This is a genomic window from Nocardia sp. NBC_01730 (assembly GCF_035920445.1).
Taxonomy (GTDB): domain Bacteria; phylum Actinomycetota; class Actinomycetes; order Mycobacteriales; family Mycobacteriaceae; genus Nocardia.
Window position 1 is genome coordinate 937,858 of the sequence record NZ_CP109162.1, and the last position, 26,734, is coordinate 964,591.

Here is a 26,734-nt window from a genome sequence, read left to right on the forward strand (position 1 = left end):
TTGCGCCTCGACGCGCGACTGGTTGTGGTGACGCGCAACGGCGCGGGTCTGCCTGGCGAGAATCCCGATCTGGCCGCCGCGGCCACCTGGGGTGTGCTGCGCAGCGCCCAATCGGAGCATACCGGCCGGATTGTATTGCTGGACATCGACGCCGACGGTGCGGCTACCCACGAACTGATCACGGCGGCACTGCACGCCGAGGAGGCGCAGTTGGCGGTGCGCGCGGGTGCGTTGCTCGCGCCGCGGCTGACCCGTCGCGACGCACCCGCCACCGGGTCGGGTATGGCGATCGGCTCGGGTGCGGTGCTGATTACCGGCGGCACTGGCGGGTTGGGCGCGCTGGTCGCCCGGCACCTCGCCGTGGCGCATGGTGCGCGTGATCTGGTGTTGGTGTCCCGGCGCGGCGAACGAGCCGACGGCGTCGCGGAACTCGTCGCCGAGCTGACCGAACTCGGGGCGCGGACGCGGGTGCTGGCCTGTGATGTGAGCGATCGCGCTGCTGTGGCGAGAATGCTCGACGATATTTCCGGTGGTCCCGCGTTGACGGCTGTCATTCACGCGGCGGGTGTGTTGGCCGACGGTACTGTCGAGTCGCTGACGCCCGAGCAGATCGACCGGGTGCTCGCGCCGAAGGTCGATGCGGCATTGAATCTGCATGAGCTCACTCTGGATCGCACATTGTCGGCGTTCGTCCTGTTCTCCTCGGTTGCGGCGGTGCTCGGGTCGGCGGGGCAGGGCAACTACGCGGCGGCGAACTCGGTATTGGATGCGTTGGCGCGCCGCCGCGCCGACGCGGGTTTGCCCGCGGTGTCGGTGGCGTGGGGTCCGTGGAACTCCGATGGTGGGATGACGGCCGAATTGGGAGCGGCAGGCCTGGAGCGGTTGGCGCGGATGGGTTTTCGACCGCTGGCCCAGGCCGATGGGCTTGCGCTGTTCGACCTCGCTGTCGCCGCGGAGGCGCCGTGTGTGGCTGCGGTCGATTTCGACATGGCAGTGTTGTCGGTGCAGGCTCGTGCGGGCCTCGGGCCTGGGCTGCTGCAGTCGTTGGTGCCCGCGCCGGGCCGCGTCGACAGCGGTGGTGGGGATCTGGCGACGCTGCTGGCATCGGCAGCGGGGTCGGACAAACACGACGCAATCGTGCTCGATTTCGTGCGGGGCCAGGTTGCCGCCGTACTGGGTCATGCCTCCGGCGAGCAGATCGATGTCGAGAAGCCGTTCAATGACATGGGTTTCGATTCGCTGGGCGCGATGGAGTTCCGCAACCGGATCGCCGGGACCACCGGTTTGCGGCTGCCTTCCACGCTGGTCTTCGACCACCCCACCGTCCGGGCGGTGGCGGCGTTCATCGTGTCCCGGGTCGGGGCCGTACCCCACGCCGAACGGCGGACGACAAAAACCGTGCGCCGAGTGCGAGCCGATGAGCCGATCGCCATCGTCGGCATGGCCTGCCGGTATCCCGGTGGTGTCGAGTCTGCGGACGAACTGTGGGATCTGGTGTTCTCGGGAACCGATGCCATCAGTGAATTTCCGTCCGATCGCGGTTGGGATCTGGATCGCCTGATTCATTCGGACCCTGACCACTCGGGCACGTCCTACACCCGCGAGGGCGGGTTCCTGACGAATGCGGCCGATTTCGACGCGGGCTTTTTCGGGATCGGACCGCGTGAGGCGATGGCGATGGACCCGCAGCAGCGATTGCTGTTGGAGGTGTCGTGGGAGGCGTTGGAGCAGGCGGGGATCGCTCCGACGTTGTTGCGGGGCAGCGACACCGGTGTCTACACGGGGGTGATGTACCAGGATTACGACGCGCTGACGCGCAAGGCTGGGCCCGAGGTCGAGGGGTACGTCGCCACGGGCGCGGCGGGCAGCGTGGTGTCCGGACGAGTGGCCTATGCGTTGGGTTTGGAGGGGCCCGCGATGACGGTGGATACCGCGTGCTCGTCGTCGCTGGTGGCATTGCACCTGGCATGCCGGGCGCTGCGTCAGGGGGAGAGTTCACTCGCGTTGGTGGGCGGTGCCACGGTGATGGCGACGCCGACGGTGTTCGTGGAGTTCTCCCGGCAGCGCGGTTTGGCTCCCGACGGTCGGTGCAAGGCGTTCTCGGCGGCGGCCGACGGGGTGGCTTGGTCGGAGGGCGCGGCGGTGCTGGTGGTGGAGCGGCTGTCGGACGCGCAGCGGCTGGGCCACAACGTGTTGGCGGTGGTGCGTGGCAGTGCGGTCAATCAGGATGGTGCGAGCAATGGTTTGACAGCGCCGAACGGTCCGTCGCAGGAGCGGGTGATCGCGTCGGCGTTGGCCGACGCGGGCCTGCGCCCGGTGGATGTGGATGTGGTGGAGGCGCACGGGACGGGGACGGCGTTGGGTGATCCGATCGAGGCGCAGGCGTTGCTCGCCGCGTATGGCCAGGATCGCTCGGAGCCGCTGCGTGTTGGTGCGTTGAAGTCGAATATCGGGCATTCGCAGGCGGCTTCGGGTGTGGGTGGGGTGATCAAGATGGTGCAGGCGTTGCGGCATGAGACGTTGCCGCGGACGTTGCACGTGGATGCGCCGTCGCCGCATGTGGATTGGTCGGCGGGGTCGGTGCGGTTGTTGACCGAGGCGGAGCCGTGGCCGGTGGGTGGTCGGGTGCGGCGTGCGGGGGTGTCGTCGTTCGGGATCAGCGGCACGAACGCGCACGTGATTCTCGAGGAACCGCCGAGGATGCCGGTGTCCCGTGTCGGACCTGCGTCTGCCGGGTCGGACGCTGACATCGCTGACATCGCTGACATCGCTGATATCGCGGTGGTGCCGTTGGTGGTGTCGGCGAAGTCGGAGGAGGGATTGCGGGGGCAGGCGGACCGGTTGCGGGCGTGGTTGGTCGACCGTCCGGATGTGGATTTCTGGGCGGTGGCGCGGTCGTTGCTGGACTCGCGGTCGTTGTTGGATCGGCGCGGGGTCGTTGTCGGGCGTGATCGGGAGGAGTTGCTGGCCGGTCTGGCCGCTCTGGCGTCGGGCTCGGTGCTGCCGGGCGTGGTCGACGGCGTTGCGGGGTCGGGAAAGACGGCATATCTGTTCACTGGTCAGGGTGCGCAGCGGGTGGGGATGGGTGCGGGCCTGTACGAGGCGTTTCCGGTGTTCGCGGCGGCGTTGGACGAGGTGTGCGCCGAGTTCGATCGGCACCTCGGTGGGGCATTGCGGGAGGTGATGTTCACCGATGTCGACGGGGTGTTGGATCGGACGGAGTGGACGCAGCCGGCGTTGTTCGCGTTCGAGGTGGCGATGTTCCGGTTGCTGGAGTCGTTCGGGATCACCCCGGATGTGTTGATCGGGCATTCGATCGGAGAGCTTGTCGCCGCGTATGTGGCAGGGGTGTGGCCGCTTGCGGATGCGTGTGAGCTCGTGGCGGCGCGGGGCCGGTTGATGGGGGCGCTGCCCGAGGGCGGGGCGATGATGGCGGTGGCGGTGTCCGAGGACCGAGCGGCCGCGGTGGCGGCCGAGTTCCTGGGCCGGCTGTCGGTGGCCGCGGTGAACGGTCCGTCATCGGTGGTGCTGTCCGGCGACACGGACGCCGTCGAGGAGGTTGAGCGGCAACTTGCTGCCACGGGAGTGAAGACGAACCGGTTGCGGGTCGGTCATGCGTTCCATTCGGAGTTGGTGGAGCCGATGCTCGACGAGTTCTTTGCGGTGGCAGTGGGTTTGACCTATCGAGCGTCAACGGTTCCGATCGTGTCGAGCGTGACCGGCGAGGTGGTGGATGGTGAGCTGACCGATCCGGAGTACTGGGTGCGTCAGGTGCGGTCGGCCGTGCGGTTCGCTCCGGGGGTGCGGGCGTTGGCCGCGACCGGAACTCGGCGGTTCCTGGAGGTGGGCCCGGATGCGGTCCTGGCCGCGATGACGCGCCAGTGTCTGGCCGAGGAGCCCGAGGCCGAGACGCGATCCGTGGTGGCCGCCGGCGGTCGGCGCGGCACCGACGAGGTCGTGCAGTTCACCACGCTCCTGGCCGCCGCGCACACCGCGGGACTCGAGGTCGACTGGCGCCGCATGTACGCGGGACGGTCGCCGCATCGAATCGACTTGCCGACCTACGCATTCCAACGCGCACGATACTGGGTGTCGGCAGGCGTCGGCGTCGGCGATGTGAGTCGTGCCGGTCTGATGCCGGTCGACCACCCCCTGCTGGGTGCGGCGATCTCGCTGGCGGGTAAGGACGAGTGGTTGTTGACCGGCCGACTCTCGGCGGCAGTGCATCCGTGGGTGGCCGATCACACGGTATTCGGCGCGGTGCTGTTTCCAGGAACGGGTTTCGTGGAACTGGCGTTGGTGGTCGGTGCTCGATTGGGCGTCGAGAGCGTCGAGGAACTGGTTCTGGAAGTGCCGCTGCGGGTGGACGGCGAGACCGAGGTCGACGTCCAGATCGCGGTGGAAGCGCCCGATGTCGAGGGGCGGCGGCGGTTCGTGGTGGCGTCCCGGACCGTCGACGAACAGTCTGCGGACGCGATCGGGATCACGCATGCGCACGGAATTCTCGCTTCCGGCTCGGCGACGGATGCTCCGGTGTATGACATCGACATGCCGCCGGACGATGCGACGCCCGGCGAAGCGATATACGACGGGTTGGCCGCGCGCGGGCTCGGTTACGGGCCCGCTTTTCAGGGTGTGCGTCGGCTGTGGCGAGACGGCGGCGGTGATGTTCTGGCCGACGTGCGGTTACCTGCCGAGGCAGGGACGGCAGGCGCCCAGTTCGGCATCCATCCCGCGCTGCTGGATGCCGCGCTGCATGCCGTCGTGGAGGAGTTGGCCGTCGACCTGTCGCCCGGCCAGGTGCCGCTGCCGTTCTCGTTCACCGGCGTGCGGTTGTACCGGCCCGGGGCGACGGCCGTGCAGGTGCGAATCCGGCGTAACGGAGCCGACAGCGTCATGCTCGAGCTCGGCGACGACACCGGCGCTCTCGTGTTGACCGTCGAGTCACTGCGGGCGCGTCCAGTGAACAGCCAGGCACTGCACGACGGTCGATCGGCTGCTCGTCATGGGCTTTACGATGTGCAGTGGAGCCCAGTCGAATCCTCCAGTGCGGATAGCCGGCGGATAGCCGTCGTAGGCTCGTCCAGGTTCGACGAGAGCTACCCAGATATGGCCGCGCTGGCCGAGACTACCGGGGACGACGGCCCGGATGTGCTGGTGTGGTTCGCTGATGATCTCCTCGAGGAAAGTAGCAGGTCACAGTCAGCGGACGCGGTGTGTGGACGCGTGCACACGGTGCTGGCCACGGTGCGATCGTGGTTACGCCTGCCCGCGGTTGATGCTCAACTGGTGGTGGTGACGCGCAATGGCGCGGGACTGCCGGGGGAGGATCCCGATCTGTCCGCCGCGGCCACCTTGGGTCTGCTGCGCAGCGCGCAATCGGAGCATCCAGGTCGGATTATCTTGCTGGACAGCGACAGCGATGGCGCGGTGACTCCGGAACTGATCTCGGTGGCGGTGGCCGCTGAGGAGGCGCAGTTGGCGTTGCGTGCTGGTGTGCTGCTGGCGCCGCGGCTGACCCGTCGTGGTGTGCCCGAGGACGGGTCGAGCATCGTGCTCGGCCCGGGTGCGGTGCTGATCACCGGCGGCACCAGCGGGCTGGGCGCGCTGGTGGCGCGGCACCTGGCCGGGACGCATGGGGTAAATGACCTGGTGTTGGTGTCCCGGCGCGGCGAGCGGGCCGACGGCGTCGCCGAACTCGTGGCCGAGCTGACCGAGCTCGGGGCTCGAACCCGAGTGCTGGCCTGCGATGTGAGCGATCGCGCTGCCGTGGCGGCGATGCTCGACGACATCTCCGACGGCCCCGCGCTGACCGCCGTCTTCCACGCGGCCGGTGTGCTGGCCGACGGCACTGTCGAGACGCTCACGCCTGAACAGATCGACCGGGTGCTCGCGCCGAAAGTCGATGCGGCGCTGAATCTGCACGAACTGACCTTGGATCGCGATCTGTCGGCGTTCGTCCTGTTCTCCTCGGTCGCGGCGGTTTTCGGGTCGGCGGGTCAGGGCAACTACGCGGCGGCGAACTCGGTGCTGGACGCGCTGGCGAGGCGCCGCGTCCATGCGGGCCTGCCCGCTGTGTCTGTGGCGTGGGGTCCGTGGAGCCAAGACAGCGGGATGACCGCCGAACTCGACACGGCCGCAGCGGATCGGCTGGCGCGCCTGGGCTTGCGCTCGCTATCCGAAGCCGACGGGCTCGCGCTGCTCGACCTCGCAGGCGGTGCGGGCGCTCCGTTCGTCGCCGCGGTCGACCTCGATATGGCGGCATTGTATGTTCAGGCCCGTGCGGGCCTGTTGCCCGGGTTGCTGCAGTCGTTGGCGCCGTCTGCGCGTCGCGCCGATAGTGGTGGTGGGGATCTGGCGAGGCTGTTGGCGTCGGCATCGGGGTCGGACAAACGCGGCGCGATTGTGCTCGGTTTCGTGCGCGATCAGGTTGCGGCGGTATTGGGGTATGCCTCCGGTGACCTGGTCGATGTCGAGAGGCCGTTCAGTGATATGGGTTTCGATTCGCTGGGTGCGGTGGAGTTCCGCAACCGTCTCGGCAAAACCACAGGTTTGCGGCTGCCCACTACCCTAGTCTTCGACCACCCCACCACTCGGGCGGTTGCGGCGTTCATCCTGTCCCGGGTCGGGGACATCCCCGACGCCGCACGACGGACGCAGAAAACCGCGCGCCGAATGCAAGCCGACGAGCCGATCGCCATCGTCGGGATGGCCTGCCGGTATCCCGGTGGTGTCGCGTCCGCGGACGAACTCTGGGATCTGGTGTCGTCAGAAACGGACGCCATCAGTGAGTTTCCGTCAGATCGCGGCTGGGCGTTGGATCGCCTGATTCATTCGGACCCCGACCACCCGGGTACCTCCTACGTCCGGGAGGGCGGATTCCTGACGGGCGCGGCCGATTTCGACGCGGGATTCTTCGGGATCGGGCCGCGCGAGGCGGTGGCGATGGATCCGCAGCAGCGGCTGCTGCTGGAGGTGTCGTGGGAGGCGTTGGAGCACGCGGGGATCGACCCGGTGTCGCTGCGGGGCAGCGACGCCGGCGTCTACACCGGAATGATGTACCAGGACTACGACGCCCTGACGCGCAAGGCGGGCCCGGAGGTCGAGGGGTATGTCGGAACCGGCGTCGCGGGAGGCGTGGCGTCCGGACGAGTGGCATATACGTTGGGCTTGGAGGGGCCCGCGATGACGGTGGACACGGCGTGCTCGTCGTCGCTGGTGGCATTGCACCTGGCATGCCGGGCGCTGCGCCAAGGGGAGAGCTCACTGGCGCTGGTGGGCGGCGCGACGGTGATGACGACACCGCTGGTGTTCGTGGAGTTCTCCCGGCAGCGCGGTTTGGCTCCCGACGGTCGGTGCAAGGCGTTCTCGGCGGCGGCCGACGGGGTGGCCTGGTCGGAGGGCGCGGCCGTGCTGGTGGTGGAGCGGCTGTCGGACGCGCAGCGCTTGGGTCACAACGTGTTGGCGGTGGTGCGCGGCACCGCCGTCAACCAGGACGGCGCGAGCAACGGCCTGACTGCGCCGAACGGTCCGTCGCAGGAGCGGGTGATCGCGTCGGCGTTGGCCGACGCGGGCCTGCGCCCGGTGGATGTGGATGTGGTGGAGACACACGGGACCGGGACCGCCTTGGGCGACCCGATCGAGGCGCAGGCGTTGCTCGCCGCCTACGGACAGGATCGACAGGAGCCGCTGCGCATCGGTGCGCTCAAATCCAATATCGGCCACACTCAGGCGGCCGCCGGTGTGGGGGGCGTGATAAAGATGGTGCAGGCGATGCGGCGCGAGACGTTGCCACGGACGTTGCATGTGGATGCCTTGTCGCCGCATGTGGATTGGTCGGCGGGATCGGTGCGGGTGCTGACCGACGCGGAGCCGTGGCCGGTCGGCGACCGGGCGCGGCGTGCCGGGGTGTCGTCGTTCGGGATCGGCGGCACGAACGCGCATGTGATTCTCGAGGAAGCGCCGCCGACACCATCGCCCGGTCAGCAGCCTCGACGAGCCGTATCGGTGCCTGACGGAGGCGGCGAACACACGTCGGCGGAGTCGGGCACTGTTGCGGTGCCGTTGGTGGTGTCGGCGAAGTCGGAAGCGGGTTTGCGTGCGCAGGCGGGGCGTTTGGGTGAGTGGTTGGTGGCGCATGCGGATGTGAGTGTGGGGGATGTGGCGTATTCGTTGTTGCGTCATCGTCCGCAGTTGGAGTGGCGTGGGGTGGTTGTGGGTCGGGAGTTGGCTGATTTTCGAGCGGGGTTGGCCAGTGTGGCGGTTGGGGGGCCGGTATCGGGTCGTGTTGTATCGGGTCGTGTTGTGTCGCGTCGGGTGGCGTTCGTGTTTCCGGGGCAGGGGAGTCAGTGGGTGGGGATGGGCACGGAGTTGTTGGCTGGGGGTGGGGTGTTCGCGGAGTCGATCGGGGAGTGCGAGGCGGCGTTGGCGCCGTTTGTGGATTGGTCGTTGACCGCTGTGTTGCGGGGGGAGTCGGGTGCGGTGTCGTTGGAGCGGGTGGATGTGGTTCAGCCTGTGCTGTTCGCGGTGATGGTGTCGTTGGCGCGGATGTGGCGGGCGAGTGGGGTGGAACCTGCTGTGGTGGTGGGGCATTCACAGGGGGAGATCGCGGCGGCTGTGGTGGCGGGTGGTTTGTCGTTGTCGGATGGGGCGCGGGTGGTGGCCGTGCGTTCCCGGGTTGTGGCGGAGGAGTTGGCCGGTGGAGGTGGTATGGCGTCGGTGAGTTCGGCCGGTGAGGCGCTCGCGGAGCGGTTGGCGGGTTTCGGAGACCGGCTGTCGGTGGCGGCGGTGAACGGTCCGGGTCAGACGGTGGTGTCGGGGGAGGCGTCGGCCCTGGAGGAGTTCTTGGCCGGGTGCGCAGCCGATGGTGTGTGGGCGAAACGGATTCCGGTGGATTATGCGTCGCATTCGGAGGCGGTGGAATCGGTTCGGGATCGGGTGTTGGCGGAGTTGGATGGGGTTGTGCCGATGTCGGGGTCGGTGCCGTTCTTCTCGACTGTGTTGGCGGATTATGTCGATACCGAGGGGTTGGATGCGGGGTATTGGTATCGGGGGTTGCGTGAGCAGGTGCGGTTCGCCGAGTCGGTGGAGACGTTGCAGCGTGCGGGGGTGAATGCTTTTATCGAGGTGAGTCCGCATCCGGTGTTGACGATGGGTGTGGAGGGGACGGCGGAGTCGATCGGTTCGGCTGATCGCGTGGCTGTATTGGGTACGTTGAAGCGTGACCGTGGAGGTTGGGAGCAGGTCACTGTCGCGTTGGCGGAGGCTTACTGCGTCGGTGTCGAGGTAGCGGTGCAGGCGTTGGCTCCGGCCGCCGCGCGGGTGGATCTGCCGACGTATGCCTTCCAGCACAAGCGGTATTGGCCGCAACCGAGCGCCGAAGTCGTGGCAGGCTCGTTCGGGCATCCGCTGTTGACGAATGCGGTGCAGGTCGCCGGAAAAGACGAGTGGTTGTTCACCGGACGATGCTCGGTGCGGGTTCATCCTTGGCTTGCCGACAACGCGGTGTTCGGCTCGGTGTTGCTGCCCGGGACAGCCTTCGTGGAATTGGCGTTGGCCGCAGGCGCGCGACTCGACGTCGAGATGATCGAGGAGCTGCTGCTGGAAGCCCCGCTCCTGCTTGCCGGCGGCGCCGAGGTGGACTTGCAGTTGAGTGTCGAGGCGCCCGACGACGATGCCCGGCGCACGTTCGCGATCTACTCCCGCGCCGAAACCGCTGACGGGGACTCGGCCGACGGGGACACGTGGGTGCTGCACGCACGCGGTATCTTGACCGCCCTCGATGAGGTCGCCCCGGAATGGAGCGAGCCGACATGGCCGCCGTCGGGCGCCCAGCCGTCGGACGTCGTATCGGTCTATGACCGCTTGGCGGAGCGAGGTTTCGACGACGGTCCGGTCTTCCAGAGCGTGACCGCGATGTGGACCCGCGGCGAGCAGACGTTCGCCGAAGTCTCCCTCGACGAATCCGTGCGCGACTCGGCATCGGCATTCGGCATCCATCCCGCACTCTTGGACGCCTGTCTGCACCTGGCCCTCGACGAGCAGATCCGCGATCTTCCTTCGGGGCGGGTGCTGCTGCCCTTCTCGTTCACCGGAGTGCGGCTGTGGCGTACCAGCGCGGTGGCGGTGCGCGCGAGAGTGGTCCGGGACGAGAGTGGACAGGTCCGGATCGACGCTGTCGACAACGCTGGCTCGGTCGTATTGAGCCTCGATGCGGTCGGCACGCGTCTTGTCGACGCCGATGTTCTGGCCGCGGCGAGCACCGCTCGCCGTGCGGTGCCGCTGCACCTGCAATGGACCGAGTCTGCGCTGCCTGCCGTATCGTCTCTGTCGTCCGGTTGGGTGCCGGCGACGTTGGGTTCGGTGCGGTCTCCCGGAATCGACCGCCACTACACCGACGTAGTGGAACTGGTTGCGGCCGAGGATATTCCGGACGTGATCGTCTGGTCGCTCGCCGACAACCCCGCCGTGGTCGACGGCGGTCCTGGCAGCGACGCTCCGTCCGGTGAGCGCGCTGCGGCGATTCGGCAGTCCGTCCACACGGCCTGGGAACTGCTCCGCTCCTGGCTGTTGGTCGAGCGGCTGGCGGAAACCCGGCTGGTGGTGGTGACCCGCCGTGCGGCGGGACTGCCGGGCGAGTCGGTGGACTTGGCCGCGGCCGCGGTGGTCGGGCTCGTCCGCAGCGCCCAATCGGAACACCCCGGCCGATTTGTGCTGCTGGACCATGACGGCGACCTGCGCGCCGATGTCCTGCGGAGCGTGATCGAGTCCGATCAGGCTCAGGTAGCGGTACGCGATGTGGTGTTCGATGGCGGTATCGGCCAGGCTCTTCGTGGTCACGCTCCGCTACCGCCTCCGGGCCGTGCGGCCGACGCCGCAAGGATGTTCGTGCCGCGGCTGACCGCCAGCGGTGTTTCCGAGGCCGACAACCAGGGTGCCGCGTTCGGAGACGGCACGGTGTTGATCACCGGCGGAACCAGTGGACTGGGCGCGGTGACGGCTAGGCATCTGGTCGTCGCGCACGGCGTCGAACACCTGCTACTGGTGTCACGCCGGGGCGAGGCGGCGCAGGGAGTCGCGGAGCTGGTCGCGGAGCTGGCCGGCCTGGGAGCCGAAATACGTGTCGTCGCATGTGATGTCGGTGACCGGGCCGAGGTGGCGGCCGTGCTCGATTCGATCGGGACCGAGCACCCGTTGACGGCGGTGATCCACTCCGCGGGCGTGCTCGACGACGCCACGATCGAAACGCTGACCGCGCAGCAGATCGATCGCGTGCTCGCACCCAAAGTCGATGGCGCGCTGAACCTCGATGAACTCACCCGAGCTCACGATCTATCGGCGTTCATCGTGTTCTCCTCGCTTTCGGCAGCGCTCGGCTCGCCGGGGCAAGGCAACTACTCGGCAGCGAATTCGTTTCTCGATGGGCTCGCGCGCGCCCGCCGCGCCCAGGGACTGCCCGCGTTGTCAGTGGCGTGGGGACCGTGGAACCAGGACACCGGCATGACCGGCTATATGGACCGGGCCGTGGTGGCACGGCTGGAGAGAATGGGAATGAAGGTGCTCGCCGACGACGCCGGGACCGCGCTGCTCGACGCCGCGGTCGCCACGGAAGAGGCCGTGGTCGCCTGCGTCGAATTCGACAAGCCGACCCTGGCGGCGCAGGCTCGAGCCCGCCTGTTGCCCGGCGTGCTCAGTGGCCTGGTGCCCGCACGGGCGCGGCGCACGACGAGCGGCGCCGCAACCGGCGGTCAGTTGGCTGCGCGGCTCGCGGCCGCGCCGGAGGATCAACGGGAAGCGCTGGTGCTCGGATTCGTGCGGGAACATGCCGCGACGGTCCTGGGTTACCCGTCGGCTGCGGCAATAGATCCCGAGACCCCTTTCAGCGCACTGGGATTCGACTCGCTCGGCGGCGTCGAGCTGCGCAACCGCCTGGCCGAGGCAGCAGGCATGAAACTGCCGTCGACGATGGTGTTCGACTACCCGACCGCCGCCGCGGTGGCGAAATTCTTGCGCTCACGGTTGGATGTCCCTCCGACCACCTCCCCGGCCGACGACCAGATCGCCTCGCTCCGATCGCTATTGGCGACCATGTCGTCTGCCGGCGACAAGGAGCGCTTGGCCGAGCGAATCCGCGCGACGTTGGCCGAAGCTCTGAAAGTACTCGAATCCAACACCCGCGGTGACCGCGTCGCCGTAGAAGCGGCGAGCAACCCCGACGAGCTTCTCGCCCTCCTCGACCAACAGACTACAACGAAGTAAGGAAGGCATGACGCAAGGCTCGGTCACCGTTCTTGTCGAAACCCAGCCACATCGGACCCGCCCGCCACCACCAACCGCGCTGACGGCTGTGCCGTAGGTGGCTGGGCAACCATCGGCACCGCTCTCGAGACCGGCGTCTCGGTGTCGTCGGGTTCCGGGTCGGGAAGATGTCCAGCTCGGAGTCGACCGCGGCCACCCAACCGCCACTCGGTGCGTTGGCACCCCGTCAGGTAACCGACACGGGCACCGAGGGCGAACACGGCCACCGTTCCACACCGCCGCCAGTTGCCACCGCAACACCGAGTTACATGGCTCCGGCGTTGTCCCGAATCAGGCTGCTGAACTGCCGTTTTGGGGCGTATGCAGGAGGTGGATTCCTCGGTTGGGACTGAAGGCGGTGACGCGGCAGGCTTCAGCGATGTTGTCGGCGCCTTGGAGCCGGTGCAGCCCGATCGCGGTGTTCCGTAGTGTCGCCATGACCTGTGGGGCGGTGCGGGTGCGGACGGTCGACCGGTCCTCGTCGAACGTGACATCGCGCATGTAATGGACCGCGTTGTCAATCTTCCAATGTCCGCGCAACCACTCGGATATCTGCCGTGGTTTGGCGTGTTCGAACGCAAGGCTACAGATCGCGTACACGGTCTGGACGAGACACTGAGCGCGCTAAGCGACTTGATCCGCGAAGGAAAGATCCGAGCGATCGGCTCTTCGACCTTCCCGGCCGAGCTGATCGTCTCAGCGCAGTGGGCTGCCGAGAAGGGCGGGCATCGACGCTTCGTCACTGAACAGCCCCGCTACTCGATCTTCAACCGCAGGCCGGAGACGCACGTGTTCCCCGCGCTGCAGGAGTTCGGGATGGGCGCGCTCACCTACGCACCGCTCGCCAGCGGCTGGCTGTCCGGCCGCACCGACCCCACAAGCGGGCAGCGCGCCAAGATGGAGACGCACGTCTTCGACCGCGACAGCCCCGCCAACCAGGCCAAGGCGCGCGCAGCGCAGCAACTGCGTGAACTCGCGGACAGCGCGGGCCTGCCGATGACCCACCTGGCCCTGGGCTTCGCCCGCTCTCACCCGGCGGTCAACGCGGTGTTGATCGGACCGCGCACGCACGAACAGCTCGACGACCTGCTCGCCAGCGCCGACATCACCCTTGACGGCAACGTCTTGGACCGCATCGACGAGATCGTCGAGCCCGGCAGCGACATCAACCCTGCCGACAACTACGACTCCGCCATCCCGGCGATCGCCGACAAACGACTGCGCCGCCGCCCCTGACCCACATCACTCACCCACATCAGGGCGCGACTGACTTCGCGCCACACCTGAGCAGGAGGAAAGACGTATGCCTGGACAGTTCGAAGGCAAGACAGCCCTGGTCACCGGCGGAGGCACCGGTATCGGCCGAGCCACGGCGTTGGCCCTCGCCGCGGAGGGCGCGGTCGTGACCGTCGCCGGCCGCACCGAGGCCACATTGGCGGAGACTGTTGAACAGATTGCGGCCGCTGGCGGATCGGGCAGCTACGTCATCTGCGATGTCGCCGACGAGGACGCGGTGCGGGCGGCGGTGGCCGCTGCCGTCGCAGACACCGGCCGGCTCGACTTCGCGGTGAACAGCGCCGGGATCGACGGCGGGAACCTGCAGTGGCCCACCGTCGAGTACCCCAACGCCACCTTCGACGCCATGATCGCCACCAACGTGAACGGCATGTTCTATTCGATGAAGCACGAGCTCGCCCAAACCCTCCCTGTGAGACTGAGTTGAGACCAGTTGGTCTGTTAGTTTGCTGAGGTTGAGTAGGGCGAGATCAGGGATATCGAGCAGGTGACGTTGAGTGCGGCTGATCTGCCCGCCGAGGATGGTGTGGTGGCAGGCAAGAAGGGGCGACGGGCTGGTGGTGGTGGCCGGCCGAAGCGGCGGTCGTTTACGCCGGAGTACAAGCTGGCGGTCGTGGCCGAATACGAGCTGTTGACCGAGCCGGGAGCTCGGGGTGCGTTGCTGCGCCGGGAGGGGCTGTATCACTCGCATGTGATCGAGTGGCGCCGTGCCCGGGACGCGGGCGCGTTGAATGCGTTGTCCGCCAGGCCGACCGGGCCGAAGCCGACGAAAACCGAATCCGATAAACGGGCGGAGAAGTTGGAAGCCGAGCTCGCGCGCACTCGGGAAGAGTTGGCGTGCAAGGACAAGGCCCTCGCCGTGCTGGGAAAAGCACACGAGCTGCTGGAAATGCTGTCCAGCAGCGCGGATTTCGAGAACAAGCACGAGAAGTGATCGACGCAGCCGTCGACGAGCTCGACCCGCTGGTCGGGGTCACGGCGGCGTGCCGGTTGACCGGCAAATCCCGGGCGACGCTGTACCGGCACCGCAACCCGACACCGCCGAAACACGGTCCGCGGCGGCCGGTACTGCATCCGGCCGCCCTGACCACCGCCGAGGAGGCCGCGGTGCTGGCGCAGTTGCGCAGCGACCGCTTCGTCGAGAAGTCACCGGCGCAGGTGTGGGCGATCCTGCTCGACGAGGGCACCTATCTGTGCTCGATCTCGACGATGTACCGGCTGCTGCGCACCCACAATGAGGTGCGCGAGCGTCGCCGCCAGGCCACCCATCCGGCACGGACGAAACCCGAACTGGTGGCGCGCGGCCCGAACCAGGTGTGGTCGTGGGACGCGACCAAGCTGACCGGCCCGTTCAAGGGTATCTACTACACGCTGCTGGTGATGCTGGACATCTTCTCCCGCAAGGCCGTGCACTGGACGGTCGTGCCCAGCGAATCCCGGTGGATCGCAAAGCAATTCCAACTCGACTCGATCGCCGCGAACGACGGGATCATGCCCGGCTACATCCACGCCGACAACGGCGGCCCGATGACCAGCCAACCGGTCTCGGAGCTGCTGATCGATCTGGGCAGCACCCGTTCGCACTCGAGGCCGCGGACATCGAACGACAACCTACAGCGAAGCGAATTTCAAGACCCTGAAGTACTGCCCGGCGTTCCCGCAACGGTTCGCCTCGATCAGCGAGGCACGGCGGTTCTGCGAGGCGTTCTTTACCTACTACAACACCCAGCACCGCCACTCTGGGATCGGATTACACACTCCCGCAACGGTTCGCGACGGCACCGCCGGTCCCATCCGCACCCGGCGAGCAGAGGTACTCACCGCCGCCTACACCGCCAACCCGGCCCGATTCCGGCATCCACCGACACCACCCAAGCTGCCGAAAGCAGCCTGGATCAACGAACCAGCGAAGGAGAACATCGCCACAGAATTCGTAGCCTGAACCGTCTCATCCGGTTTGACAGTTACCGAAATGCTCGCCCACGGGCACGGCTCACTCGTAAACATCGCCTCCAGCGCGGGCCTTATCGGCACACCTGGATACATTGGATACAACGCGTCGAAGTTCGCTGAGATCGGTCTGACCAAGAGCGCGGCACTGGACTACGCCAAGCAGAACATCCGCGTGAACGCGGTCTGCCCGGCGCTGGTCAACACTCCGCTGATCGCCGACATGGCCGATGAGAACCCGCAATGGCGTACGACGTTGGACGCCGCCCACCCAATCGGCCGCATCGCCGAACCATCCGAGATCGCCGACGTGGTGGTGTGGCTGTGCTCGGACAAGTCCAGCTTCGTCACCGGGGTCGCACTGCCTGTCGAAGGCGGTTACACCGCCCAATAGCCGGAAAGCTGCGCTTGACCGGTGCCATGTCGGGCCCAATCGAGTGGCACCGCGCCTCATTCGGTGTGTGGCGCCGGTATTCGTCGAAATCGTCGGGCCCACTGGCGCGGCCGAGGTAACTGCTGAACGTCGGCCTCTGGCATATCAGTGAACATCAGCGTTTGGTTCTACTCCATCGGCACGGCACCAGGACGAGCCGCAAGCCCGTCCAGCAGTAAGCCAAGCAATCGAGTGGCCAGCTCTCGCTGGTGCTCGTGTCCGCTAATGAGTGTGACTCCGCCGAGCGCCATCAGCGCATCGGACGACGAGACGTCTGCGCGGAATTGCCCTGCGGAAATGCCGGCGTCCAGTAGTTCGGTGACAGCACCCGCGAGCGCCTCCCGACTGTGCAGGCGAAGTCCCTCGCGGGTCGCGAGGATCGCCGGCAGCGCGTCGGCCATGCCCTGCTTGGTGAGCATGTAGTCGACGAACCGCTCCATCCATGTGCGCATGGCGTCAACCGGGGCAAGTTCATGGAGGAGGCTCGACGCGGAGTCGCACAGAAGGTCGGTCGTGCTCCGATAGGTGGCCTCGATCAGATCCTCCCGAGTGGGGAACCGGCGGTAGAGCGTGGCGATACCGACCCCCGCCTCGGCGGCGATCGCCTTCAGTGAGGTGTCCGCGCCCTCGCGTGCGAACACGTGGGCGGCAACCTCCAGCAGGCGGTCGTAGTTGGCCTGGGCATCGGCGCGAAGCGAGCGTGCCATGTTCCTCCTTGCAAGCGGATGCGCATCCGCTTACGCTGGTCCGATAACCGGATGCGACTCCACTTGCATCCTAGTTCAGCACCCCATGAGACCGACAGCGAAGTTCCCAGGGTGGACGAGAGAAGGGCAGGACAATGACAGAACGCATCACGACGCCGTTCGGCGCACAGTCGACCGCCGATGAGGTGATCGCGGGCGTCGACCTCACCGGACGTCGCGCGATCGTGACGGGAGGCGCCGGCGGCCTGGGCCGGGAGACCACGCGAGCGCTGGCGTCAGCCGGGGCGGATGTCACGATCGCGGCACGCGACCTCGACGCGGCCGCGCAGGCCGCGCACGAGATCAGTGCGACGACCTCCAAACCGAATGTTCACGCGGCGCGTCTGGACCTCGCCGACCTCTCGTCGGTTGCCGAGTTCGTGAAGGGCTGGACGGGTCCGCTGGACATCTTGGTCAACAACGCGGGCATCATGGCGAATCCCGAGCAGCACACGCCCGAGGGCCGTGAACTCCAGTTCGCGACGAACCACCTCGGCCACTTCGCGCTCACCGTAGGCCTCCACGACGCGCTCGAGGCCGCTGGGCACGCCCGCGTGGTGGTGCTGAGCTCGGTCGGGCACGTCAACGGTCCCGTTCGCTTCGACGACTTCGACTTCGTCAAGGAGCCCTATAACCCGTGGCTCGCTTACGCACAGTCGAAGACGGCCCACATCCTCTTCGCGGTTGAGGCGTCGAAGAGGTGGGCCGCGGACGGCATTGTGGTCAACGCGCTCAACCCGGGCCGCATCTGGGAGACCAACCTGGGCCGCCACATCGACGCCCCGCCGCCGACTTTCGACCCCTCGGGCAAGACCGGTGTGGTGGAGAAGAACATCGCACAGGGAGCCGCGACGTCGGTCTTGCTCGCTGCGTCCCCGCTTGTCGAGGACGTGACGGGCACCTATTTCGAGGACTGTCAGGAGGCCGAACCGTTCATCCCCGGAGTCCGCCGAGGCGTGGCGGACTACGCCCTCGACCCGGGCAATGCTCGTCGGCTGTGGGACCTCTCCATCGAGTTGACCGGGGTCAGCAAGTGAGCGGGGAGCTCGAAGGGACCCGCGCCTTCATCACGGGAGGCGGCACCGGCATCGGCCAGGCCAGCGCCATCGATGTATTGTGCGCCATCGGTATTGGCAGCGCGTCAGGTCCTGTCACACCTCGACCAGCGTCAGTGGGCGGACCGTCAGCCGGGCGTGGCTGGGGCGGACCTGGCGACGCAGTGCGGAGGTGGCCGCGCCGCTGTCGGCACGCTCGCGCGCATAGCCGACGGTCAGATGCGCGGGGCGGGTGTCGTAGTCCACGGCGCCACGGCCAGCGACCTGCGTGATCGGCTCGCGCAGCGAGTCGATCAGCGCGTCCACCGGCGCGTCGGGGTACACGTCCATCAGCACACCGGACGAAGTCGCGGCACTTGCCATGCCCCGCGTGGATCGTGTCGGACTCTTGCTGTAGACATGTCTCGCGCACGACCAATGCGATGAATTGCTCCGTGTCCCTTATCCGTTGATCCGCGACGGGCACCGCACCGACGCACCCGGACCCGCGACCACCACGCCCGCGGCGCCATCAGCCGATGCCGGGGCGTGAGCCAGCCACGTCATGAACAGGGCGAACTGCTCAACCCCGGTGAGTTTGCCGTCCGGGCAGCGGTATTGGACGGTGCTGGACGAGGAGTTGCGGATTGTCGGTGTCGCAGAGCAGTTTCTGCGGCATCTGCGGTTCGGCCGTGACGCGGCCGAATCGGCGGCGAGATCGAAATCGTGGCCTTCCGCTCGGGTCGAGCCAACACGTTCCTGGAGCTCGAAGAACACCAACGTCAGCTGCGGCGTTGCCTGACCGATGACAGCCTGGCAATGGAGGTCCGCCTCGCAGGCGCGCTGATCCGGCTCTACGCCACTGCGCTCAACCACCTCGTCGAACTCACCGTCGACCGATTCCACCGCGACAACCACCACGCTTATCTGACCATCGACAAACATCCAGTTCTGTTGCCGCCCAGCCTGGCTCGGCTCGTCGAGCAACTGATCGAACAACGTGTACATAAGCCCCTGATCCCCGTCGCCGGCGAGTCCATCTACCTATTCCCCGGTAGACCAGCCAACCGGCAACGCCAACCCCACTCGCTGCGCCAACTACTCACCGCGAACGGGCTCCCCAACCTGAGCGCACGGAACACCGCGATGATCACCATCGGGGCTGACCTACCGCCCACGGTGGTCGCCGACCTGCTCGCGATCCACCCCGCCACCGCCGAGAGATGGGCGAAATTCGCTCAAAGCAGCTGGTCGGACTACCTTGCCGCGCGCGCCGCTCTCGCCGAGCCAGCTCCGCCCGAACCGCGTGCAGACTTATCTGGCCCCCTCAGTGCGGCCATACGGAAGAAGAGGACAGTCGACGGTCCAACATCAGAATGCCAGGCACCATGATCAAAGACCCTGCGGCGGTTCGCGCTTCGTCTGCCGCGAGACCGCAGCATCGTCTGTGCCGACTTCGGTACGTCTTTCCGGGGGCGGTGGCATTGCGATGACCGATGTCACCGCCCCCGGCAGGGCCTCTACATCTCTGACTCTTGACCAACTGTAAGTGACCAAAAGCGGCTGCCTGGGAAGACCCTCGACACCGGGTCGGAAACGGATCTCGAATTCTGCCACCGGCGGTGACCTCAGTCATGTCGATGTCATCGCACTTCGGAAAGACGTACTGACATCGGCAGAACGTTCACTCGACGGTGCTCGTAATTGTCACTCCCGGAGCACACGTGGCCTATCACACCTGAATCTCTTCCGGCTTCGATGGTTGACCAAAGCTCGCTATTCGCACGTTTGCCTGCACAGCGGTGTTTCGAATCGTTTCGACGACTCGCGTGGAAGATGTTTGCGCAGGTACAGCGAGTACGCGAATATGAGCTCGCGGTAGTTGTTCACCCCCCGCAAATGACATCTATCGAGTCACTCTCGTTCTACTGGTGCTCCACGGCTCTAATGGTTCATCGGTAATTGACCCAAAGAGCGCAGGCGCCCACGGGCCGGAAGCCCTGCTGCAACCGTCTCTCGGGGCGGACTCGAGATCGGAGTTCTTCACCGCGCGGTTCTCCCGCGCGGGTTGATTTACCTGGATGCGCGACGAAAGGTTTCCGTTGTGACCTCGTTAGATGCCATTGTGCGAAGCGTCGCCCTCATCATATTCGTGATCACGATGGCCTATAATGGGCCGCTCGTCGTCATGGGAGTCCTGTTCGCGCGCCGCGCCGATGGATCGCTGGGGAAACAGCTCGCGTTGGAAGACGGGCCGCCTGTCGTGGTGCCTGCGGGATGGAGTGTGTTCGTCCTGGTCCCGTGTTTGAATGAAGCGAAGGTCATCGCGAACACGGTGCATTGCCTGCTCAACTCCCAGCCTGGAGTTCGGGTCATCGTTGTCGATGACGGCAGTGATGACGACACAGCTGACCTCGCCGAAGCCACAGGTGCGGGCCGAATCGCCGTTGTGCAGCGGACGCTGCCAGAGGCGCGACGCGGGAAGGGAGCCGCTCTCAACGCGGGTCTGCGCTATATACGCAGCCGCGTCGAGAACGAGGGCCTGGAACCGGGGCGGGTGCTGGTGTGCGTACTAGACGCCGACGGTCGGATGACGCCGGGTGCGGTCGCCTGTGTTACCGAGCTGTTCGAACAGGCCGAGGTCGGCGGTGCTCAGTTGGCGGTGCGAATTCGTGGCCGCGACAACGTGGCGCTGCGGTTCCAGGACATCGAGTTCTGGGCACTAAGTGCGCTCAGCCAGTTCGGCCGTGTCGCAATGGGGGCCGTGAGTATGGGCGGCAACGGCCAGTTCACCCGCTTGTCCGCATTGGACGACGTCGGGGAGCGGCCGTGGTCGGACTCGCTGACCGAGGATCTGGATCTGGGCATCAGTCTGGCGGTCGAGGGCTGGACGGTCACCTCGACAATGGGCGCCTTCGTATCTCAGCAGGGCCTGAGCGACGCTCGTCGGCTGCTGCGGCAGCGCACCCGCTGGTTTCAGGGCCATATGAGTGCCATGGTGCGCCTGCCCGAACTGTGGTCAGCGTCGGGGATCAGGCTCACGGTCCGGGCGGAGCTCACCGGATATCTATTCATGCCCTACCTGATCACCTTGCCCTGGTCGGTTATCCAGCAGTATCTGCTTATTCGCTTGGTGTGCGGGCCCAACTCGGGACTGTTCGATCTGGCGACCGGCCCGGTGTGGGTGCAGGTTCTGAGTGGTATGGGGTTGTATGCGTTGACTTTTGGGTGTTTCCTGGTCTGGGCTCTGATGTACTGGCGGCGCACAGGCGATCAGCCGTTAGGGAAATCAGTCGCCTATCTCCACGCCCAACCGATATGGATGTACATCGCCTTCATTGCGGCCTGGCGAGCAGTGTGGCGCATACTCAGCCGACGCAGGGGCTGGAACAAAACCGAACGTGTCGAAGAAAACCCCGTCGCCGCAACCTCCCGTAATGCGGCCATATCGCCATTCATAAGCTCGACCGCTGGCGAGTATGCCAGTTCGGCCAAGGCCGAAAGCGCGGCAGACCTATGACCGCCGACATGATCGATGCCCCGGTGCGCGCGATGCTCGTTCTCGGCACACGGCCCGAAGCGATCAAGCTGGCTCCCGTGGTCCGCGCCATGACCGCCTCCGCGCTCTTCGAACCGCTCGTGGTGACCACCGGTCAGCACCGCGAGATGCTGCACCAGATGCTGGACCTGTTCCAGGTATGCGACCGTATCGAGCTCGATGTGATGCGCGAGCGCCAACAGTTGGCCACCCTGACCGCCCGGTTGGTCGACGGTCTCGGTGCGGTGATCCGGGAGCAGCAGCCCGATTTCGTTGTCGTCCAAGGCGATACGACGACCGCGCTGTCCGGCGCCCTGGCCGCCTTCTACGAGCGCGTTCCGGTCGCCCATGTGGAGGCAGGCCTACGAACCGGCTTGGCGGACAACCCATTTCCCGAGGAAATCAACCGCAGACTCATCGGACGGATGGCTCGATGGCACTTCGCCCCCACCTCCCGCGCCGCCGGCTATCTGAAGGCCGAGGGTGTACCGGAGTCGACGGTATTCACCACCGGTAACACCGTCATCGACAATCTGTTGTGGGTCTTGTCCCGGGGTGAGGGGCGCAGCCAATTCAGCAGCGGCCTGCGGCACGTCTTACTCACCCTGCACCGCCGGGAGAACCAAGGCGACACAATGCGTAGCATGGGCAGCGCGGTGCGGAGGCTCGCCGATCGGGGCGATGTCGAGATCCTGCTGCCGCTGCACAAAAGTCCAGCCGTCCGGGAGGCATTGCTGCCCGAGCTGACCGGTCACCCCAACATTCGGGTGGTCGAGCCATTGGGCTATCTCGACTTCGCTGCCACCCTCGCCGCCTGCGATCTTGTGTTGACCGACTCGGGTGGCATTCAGGAAGAGGCACCGGCCCTCGGCAAGCCAACTTTGGTCTTGCGGACAACTACCGAGCGACCCGAGGCGGTGGAGGTGGGCGCGGCGAAGTTGGTGGGCACCACACCCGCCGCCATTGTGGACGCGGCGGCAGCCCTGCTGGATGATCGTGAGGCTTATACGCGAATGGCGACTGCGGGCAACCCTTTCGGGGACGGCCACGCCGCCGACCGCATCGTCGCCCAGCTGGCCGCGGACTTCGGGCGCACACCGGCGGACTCCTTGGTCGTGCACATCGGTGGATAGGTAGCTGGCCGATCATCTGTCCGGCTACCCCCGACCGGTCGTAGCCGAACTTCTATCAGTAACGGCCATTGCTGCGCCTCACGAACACTCAAGTTCCGCCAGTCGCTGGCACCCTTTACCGTTGATCCGCCTCGACCGTTCGGCGAACGTCCTGTAACTCCGCGTTGCGCGCTGTTCGGACCGGCCGCGGTACTGCCGACTGGATGCGCCGAAACGCCGACCCCTTCGAAGGAATCCTGGGGACTCTTCCCCCATCGGATGGGTCTCGTATCCTCAGCCAGGCGCTGACGCTGGAGGGGGAATAGTGCAGCATTCGAATAACTACCGTCCGCCAGGTATCAGTCTAAATCAGTTGTGGGAGAAGCAGACTCAGCTCCATCGACCAGCGGGGTTCCGTCGACATTGAAGCTGACAGGCCGTAAAACATCAGGTCAGCGAGGATGGGAAGAGGTGGTGTCAGGGCATTGCCCTGACACGCGGATTGGGTAAATTAGCCCTGTTTTTGTGTCCGGAGGGGGACACATGCGCTAACCACAGAAATCGACCTGCGGAAGCGGTGAAATTGGCTGCAGGGCGTACTCATTGCTGTGATCTTTCGGCTGACCACGCATCGAGTGTCCGTGACTTCCAGTACCGGACGGCTACACACGGTGGACCGCGAGCCGACGGGACAGGGCTTCCGCTCATTACCGCATTGATCGGAATCGGCGTCGGCATGGCCGGGCGGGAGCCCTCGACATCCACAAGAACACCGTCCTCTACCGCCTGCAACAAATCGAAGGCCTGCTGGGCCACCCCATCGGCGACCGCAAACTCCAACTGGAAATCGCCCTTCGAGTAGTGGCTGCCCTACGGCGACAAGATCCTCACCCCTCAACCGAGGTAGAGCTCGGCCTGCTGTCCGGCACGACGCCACAGCCGCGCCCGCTTGCGCCAACTACACTTGGGCACCAAGGACGCCGGGTGTCCAGCTGAAAGTGGCGCCGCAGATCACCGCAATGCCGCGCGCCAACAAAACCTGGACCGGTTGTGGGGTTCGGGCAATGGGTGTACGTGAGGATGGTGGCGCTAATCGCGCCAGATGGGTGGGCGCTTTGCTAGGAAGGCCGCCATCCCTTCGCGGGCGCCGGGAAGTTGAGCGGCGGCGGCCATGACTTCCAGGGCGAGAGCGTAGGCATCTGCTTCAGGGCGGTCGAGTTGGCCGTAGAGAGTGCGTTTGCCGAGTGCTTTGCTGGCCCGACTGCCCCGGGTAGCGCGGGCGAGTAACTCGCCCACGGCGGTGTCCAGCTCGGCGTCTGGTACCGCTCGGTTGATCAGGCCCCACTGTTCGGCGGTGTGGGCATCGATCGGGTCGCCGGTGAGGGCCAGTTCCATCAGGCGTTTACGGCCGACGGCGCGGGCCACCGGCACCGCGGGGGTGTGGCAGAACCAGCCACCCTTGCCGCCGGGAAGCGCGAAGCCGGCCGATTCGGCGGCGACGGCCAGATCGCATGAGGCCACCAGCTGGCAGCCGGCGGCCGTGGCCAGACCGTGTACCCGGGCGATCACCACCTGCGGCACCGACTCGATGGTCGACATGAGCTCGGTGCACAGTGTGAGCAGTTCTCGTACGCCGAGCAGGTCGCGCGCGGCGACGTCGGCGAAATCATGTCCTGCGGAGAACACCGGACCATGCGCCCCAAGAACTATCCCGGTGGCGTCGGTCTCGCCGGCGGCCCGGAATGCGGCGAGCAGTTCGGCCAGATGGTCGCCCGACAGAGCATTGCGCCGCTCCGGCCGGTTCATGGTGATGCGCACCGTGTCGCCGTCCCGCGCGACCAGCACACGCCGATTCGCCAAGGCGGTCACAACTCCACCGTAGACCTCTACAGGCAATGACACCTCCGAAGTGGTCGCGACCCCCTCATCGCTGTCAGCTGCTGCTCGACTAGCTTGTCCGCGTCGGGAAGACCGATGCGCGGCCAGAGTCAGTTGTGTTCCGGTGGCGGTCTGTCCCGACTTCGCGAAACTGTGGACCGCTGTGAAGTAGTGCGCCACAACTGCGCCGATCGCGTCGAGGTGGCGCGAAAGCATGGCGATAGGAGACGATGACACAGCAGGCACGGTGAGGCTCCGAAGATCGTGTAGAAACCTTCATGGTCGACGGTCCCGCCGCGCTTGCCCCGAAACCACCCTCCATCGGCGTATGGAACCAGCGAATCGCAGGTCACACAATCCCGACTTTGCCCTCGCTAGCTTGTCGGTAGAACGAATCCGGGCCGCTGCCGCGGGCCGGTTCCAACAGGACGGAAGACAGAGGTCGATGCCGGAAACGAACTATTCGACCGACCGCCATCTGGTCGGGCGCGCCATTGCCGACATCACCGGAGAACCGGCCGAGGTCGGCATGCTCGGCTACGGCAAGGCCGATCAGAAGACCACCGGAATACACATCCGGTTGCGCGCCCGCGCTTTCGTCTTCGCGGACCCGATCCTCGATCGGCGTGTCCTGCTGATCGTGAACGACCTGCCCCTGATCTTCTCCAGCATCACCCAGGAGGTGCTGCGCCGCCTGGCTCAGCGCTTCGGCGACACCTACACCGAGTCCAACGTGATGCTCACCGCAACCCACACCCACTGCGGCCCCGGCGGCTATTCGCACCACAGGTTGTACAACAGCTCGATCGGGTTCCGCCCCAAGACCTTCGCGGCGATCGTCGACGGCATCGTCGAGGCGGCCGAGCGGGCACACGAGGATCTCGCACCGGCCACCCTGCGCCTGATACACGGCGAGCTTCGCGAGGCCAGCGTCAATCGCTCGCGTACGGCATTCGACCGAAATCCGCAGGAGGACAAGGAATTCTTCCCCGACGCCATCGATCCGCAGACGACCCTGCTGCGCATCGATCGCGAGGGCGAACCGGTCGGCGCCATCAACTGGTTCGCCTCGCACGGCACGTCGATGACCAACCGAAACACGCTGATCAGCGGCGACAACAAGGGATACGCGGCCTATCACTGGGAGCGCGTGGTCGAGGGCGTGGACTATCTGGCGGACCCGGATCCCGACTTCGTCGCGGCCTTCGCACAGACCAACGCCGGTGATATGTCGCCCAACCTGGACGGCAGGCCCGGTCACGGCCCCACCGATGACGAGTTCGAGAACACCCGGATTCTCGGCCTGCGCCAATACGAGGCCGCGGCGAAACTCGCCGCAGGGTACATGCCTCGAATGGCCGGCAGCGTCGATTGCCGCTTCGTGTATGTCGATCTGTCCGCGGTGACCGTGTCCGCAGAGTTCACCGGAGACGAGCGCGAGCACCGCACCGGCAGACCTGCCGGAGGTGCGGCCGCCTTCGCCGGCGCGGGGTTCGACGGACCCACCCACTGGAAGACCTTTCACGAAGGCCGTAATCCGGGCTGGGATCTGCTGTCGCGGTTGGCGTATCGGTTCGCGCCCGCACTGCGGGATGTACAGGCGCCCAAGGCAATCGTCGCTCCGGGCAGGCTGCTCAATCGGTTCAGGCCGTACGTGCAAGAGATCGTTCCAGTGCAACTCATCCAGATCGGCGAGCTGTATCTGCTCGGTATTCCGGGCGAGGTGACGATCACCGCCGGCCTGCGGTTGCGGCGTACGGTGGCGGCCATCCTCGGCGCCGAGCTGGCCAACGTCCTGGTCGCCGGATACGCCAACGCCTATATCCATTACGTCACGACTCCTGAGGAGTACGTCGCACAGCACTATGAGGGCGCGAGCACCTTGTTCGGTCGATGGGAGCTGCCGGCCCTGCAGCAGGTCGCGGCGCAGCTCGCTACCGCGATGCACGACGGCAACGCGGTAGCGTCCGGTACCGCGGCGCCCGATCTGTCGGAGCTGCAGCGACCGTCGAAAACAACACCGCCGCCGGACTTTCCGACGGTGGGACGGCACTTCGGCGACGTGCTCACCGAGCCGGCGCCGGCGTATCGCGCCGGGGAGCGGGTGAGCGTCGAGTTCGCCGGTGCGCACCCCAACCACGACCTGCATCGCGGCAAGACTTATCTCATGGTGCAGCGGCGCGACGGGGAACGCTGGCGAACGATCGCCGACGACGGCGACTGGACGACCACCTTCAGCTGGTCGCGTGGCCCCGCCCAGAGCTCGCGAGTCACCATCGTCTGGCACATCCCCGCCGACTCAACACCCGGCAGCTACCGGATCCGGTACTTCGGCGATGCCGTGCAGCTCGGCGATGACCGTGTCCCCTTCAGCGGCACCTCGCCCGAGTTCGTGATCCACGATGAGGATCACGGCAAATGATCACACCCGCAGCCGCGAGCAGCACCGG

Annotated in this window: 15 protein-coding genes and 1 pseudogene (1 of these 16 cut by a window edge); 12 read left to right on the forward strand and 4 right to left on the reverse strand. The window is 66.4% G+C overall.

Going from position 1 to position 26,734, the window contains the following annotated elements; genetic code table 11:
- Window positions 1-12,258, forward strand: partial view of a type I polyketide synthase gene (locus OHB12_RS03425; protein WP_327116058.1) — the 3' portion only. Its footprint begins 9,384 nt before the window's first position; only the last 12,258 of its 21,642 coding nucleotides appear in the window; the start codon falls outside the window, past its left edge; it ends in the stop codon at window positions 12,256-12,258.
- 330 nt (window positions 12,259-12,588) lie between these two features.
- Here OHB12_RS03425 and OHB12_RS03430 read toward each other — a convergent pair.
- A pseudogene (locus OHB12_RS03430) lies at window positions 12,589-12,906 on the reverse strand (transposase); the annotation flags it as partial.
- Between OHB12_RS03430 and OHB12_RS03435 the strand changes: the two are divergent.
- From OHB12_RS03435 to OHB12_RS03460, 5 genes are all read left to right on the forward strand, one after another.
- A complete protein-coding gene (locus OHB12_RS03435; protein ID WP_327116060.1) occupies window positions 12,826-13,533 on the forward strand; it encodes an aldo/keto reductase in 708 nt (235 codons plus the stop codon). The pseudogene OHB12_RS03430 and the gene OHB12_RS03435 overlap by 81 nt on opposite strands.
- A gap of 67 nt (window positions 13,534-13,600) precedes the next feature.
- Window positions 13,601-14,020 (forward strand): SDR family NAD(P)-dependent oxidoreductase, encoded by a 420-nt coding sequence (locus OHB12_RS03440; RefSeq protein WP_327116062.1) that lies wholly within the window; start codon window positions 13,601-13,603, stop codon window positions 14,018-14,020.
- A 66-nt stretch (window positions 14,021-14,086) separates the two neighbouring features.
- Window positions 14,087-14,527: a transposase gene (locus tag OHB12_RS03445; protein WP_327116064.1), complete on the forward strand. Its 441-nt coding sequence runs from the start codon at window positions 14,087-14,089 to the stop codon at window positions 14,525-14,527.
- Window positions 14,524-15,666, forward strand: a complete 1,143-nt coding sequence (locus OHB12_RS36055; RefSeq protein WP_442799956.1) for a DDE-type integrase/transposase/recombinase — start codon at window positions 14,524-14,526, stop codon at window positions 15,664-15,666. Before OHB12_RS03445 ends, OHB12_RS36055 begins: the two co-directional genes overlap by 4 nt.
- Window positions 15,566-15,937 (forward strand): SDR family oxidoreductase, encoded by a 372-nt coding sequence (locus OHB12_RS03460; RefSeq protein ID WP_327116066.1) that lies wholly within the window; start codon window positions 15,566-15,568, stop codon window positions 15,935-15,937. The genes OHB12_RS36055 and OHB12_RS03460 overlap by 101 nt, the downstream gene beginning before the upstream one ends.
- A gap of 167 nt (window positions 15,938-16,104) precedes the next feature.
- On the opposite strand, the gene OHB12_RS03465 is transcribed toward OHB12_RS03460, so the two are convergent.
- A complete protein-coding gene (locus OHB12_RS03465) occupies window positions 16,105-16,683 on the reverse strand; it encodes a TetR/AcrR family transcriptional regulator (RefSeq protein ID WP_327116068.1) in 579 nt (192 codons plus the stop codon).
- A gap of 134 nt (window positions 16,684-16,817) precedes the next feature.
- Between OHB12_RS03465 and OHB12_RS03470 the strand changes: the two genes are divergently transcribed.
- Complete coding sequence (locus OHB12_RS03470) at window positions 16,818-17,759, forward strand: SDR family NAD(P)-dependent oxidoreductase (RefSeq protein ID WP_327116070.1); 942 nt, start codon at window positions 16,818-16,820, stop codon at window positions 17,757-17,759.
- A gap of 114 nt (window positions 17,760-17,873) precedes the next feature.
- Here the strand turns inward: OHB12_RS03470 and OHB12_RS03475 are convergent, their stop codons facing one another.
- Window positions 17,874-18,140: a hypothetical protein gene (locus OHB12_RS03475; RefSeq protein WP_327116072.1), complete on the reverse strand. Its 267-nt coding sequence runs from the start codon at window positions 18,138-18,140 to the stop codon at window positions 17,874-17,876.
- Window positions 18,141-18,482: 342 nt separating this feature from the next.
- Here OHB12_RS03475 and OHB12_RS03480 point away from each other — a divergent pair, with 342 nt between their 5' ends.
- The 4 genes from OHB12_RS03480 to OHB12_RS03495 all read left to right on the forward strand — a co-directional run bounded on the left by OHB12_RS03480 (window position 18,483) and on the right by OHB12_RS03495 (window position 23,402).
- Window positions 18,483-19,148, forward strand: a complete 666-nt coding sequence (locus OHB12_RS03480) for a hypothetical protein (protein ID WP_327116074.1) — start codon at window positions 18,483-18,485, stop codon at window positions 19,146-19,148.
- A gap of 676 nt (window positions 19,149-19,824) precedes the next feature.
- A complete protein-coding gene (locus OHB12_RS03485; RefSeq protein ID WP_327116076.1) occupies window positions 19,825-21,276 on the forward strand; it encodes a glycosyltransferase family 2 protein in 1,452 nt (483 codons plus the stop codon).
- An 8-nt stretch (window positions 21,277-21,284) separates the two neighbouring features.
- Entirely contained in the window at window positions 21,285-22,427 is a 1,143-nt protein-coding gene (gene wecB / locus OHB12_RS03490) for a non-hydrolyzing UDP-N-acetylglucosamine 2-epimerase (protein WP_327116078.1), read from the forward strand.
- Between the two features lie 693 nt (window positions 22,428-23,120).
- Entirely contained in the window at window positions 23,121-23,402 is a 282-nt protein-coding gene (locus OHB12_RS03495; protein WP_327120871.1) for a helix-turn-helix domain-containing protein, read from the forward strand.
- Window positions 23,403-23,495: 93 nt separating this feature from the next.
- On the opposite strand, the gene OHB12_RS03500 is transcribed toward OHB12_RS03495, so the two are convergent.
- Window positions 23,496-24,275: an enoyl-CoA hydratase-related protein gene (locus OHB12_RS03500; protein ID WP_327116080.1), complete on the reverse strand. Its 780-nt coding sequence runs from the start codon at window positions 24,273-24,275 to the stop codon at window positions 23,496-23,498.
- A gap of 223 nt (window positions 24,276-24,498) precedes the next feature.
- Here OHB12_RS03500 and OHB12_RS03505 point away from each other — a divergent pair, with 223 nt between their 5' ends.
- Window positions 24,499-26,706: a neutral/alkaline ceramidase gene (locus OHB12_RS03505; protein WP_327116082.1), complete on the forward strand. Its 2,208-nt coding sequence runs from the start codon at window positions 24,499-24,501 to the stop codon at window positions 26,704-26,706.
- Window positions 26,707-26,734 lie beyond the last annotated feature (28 nt).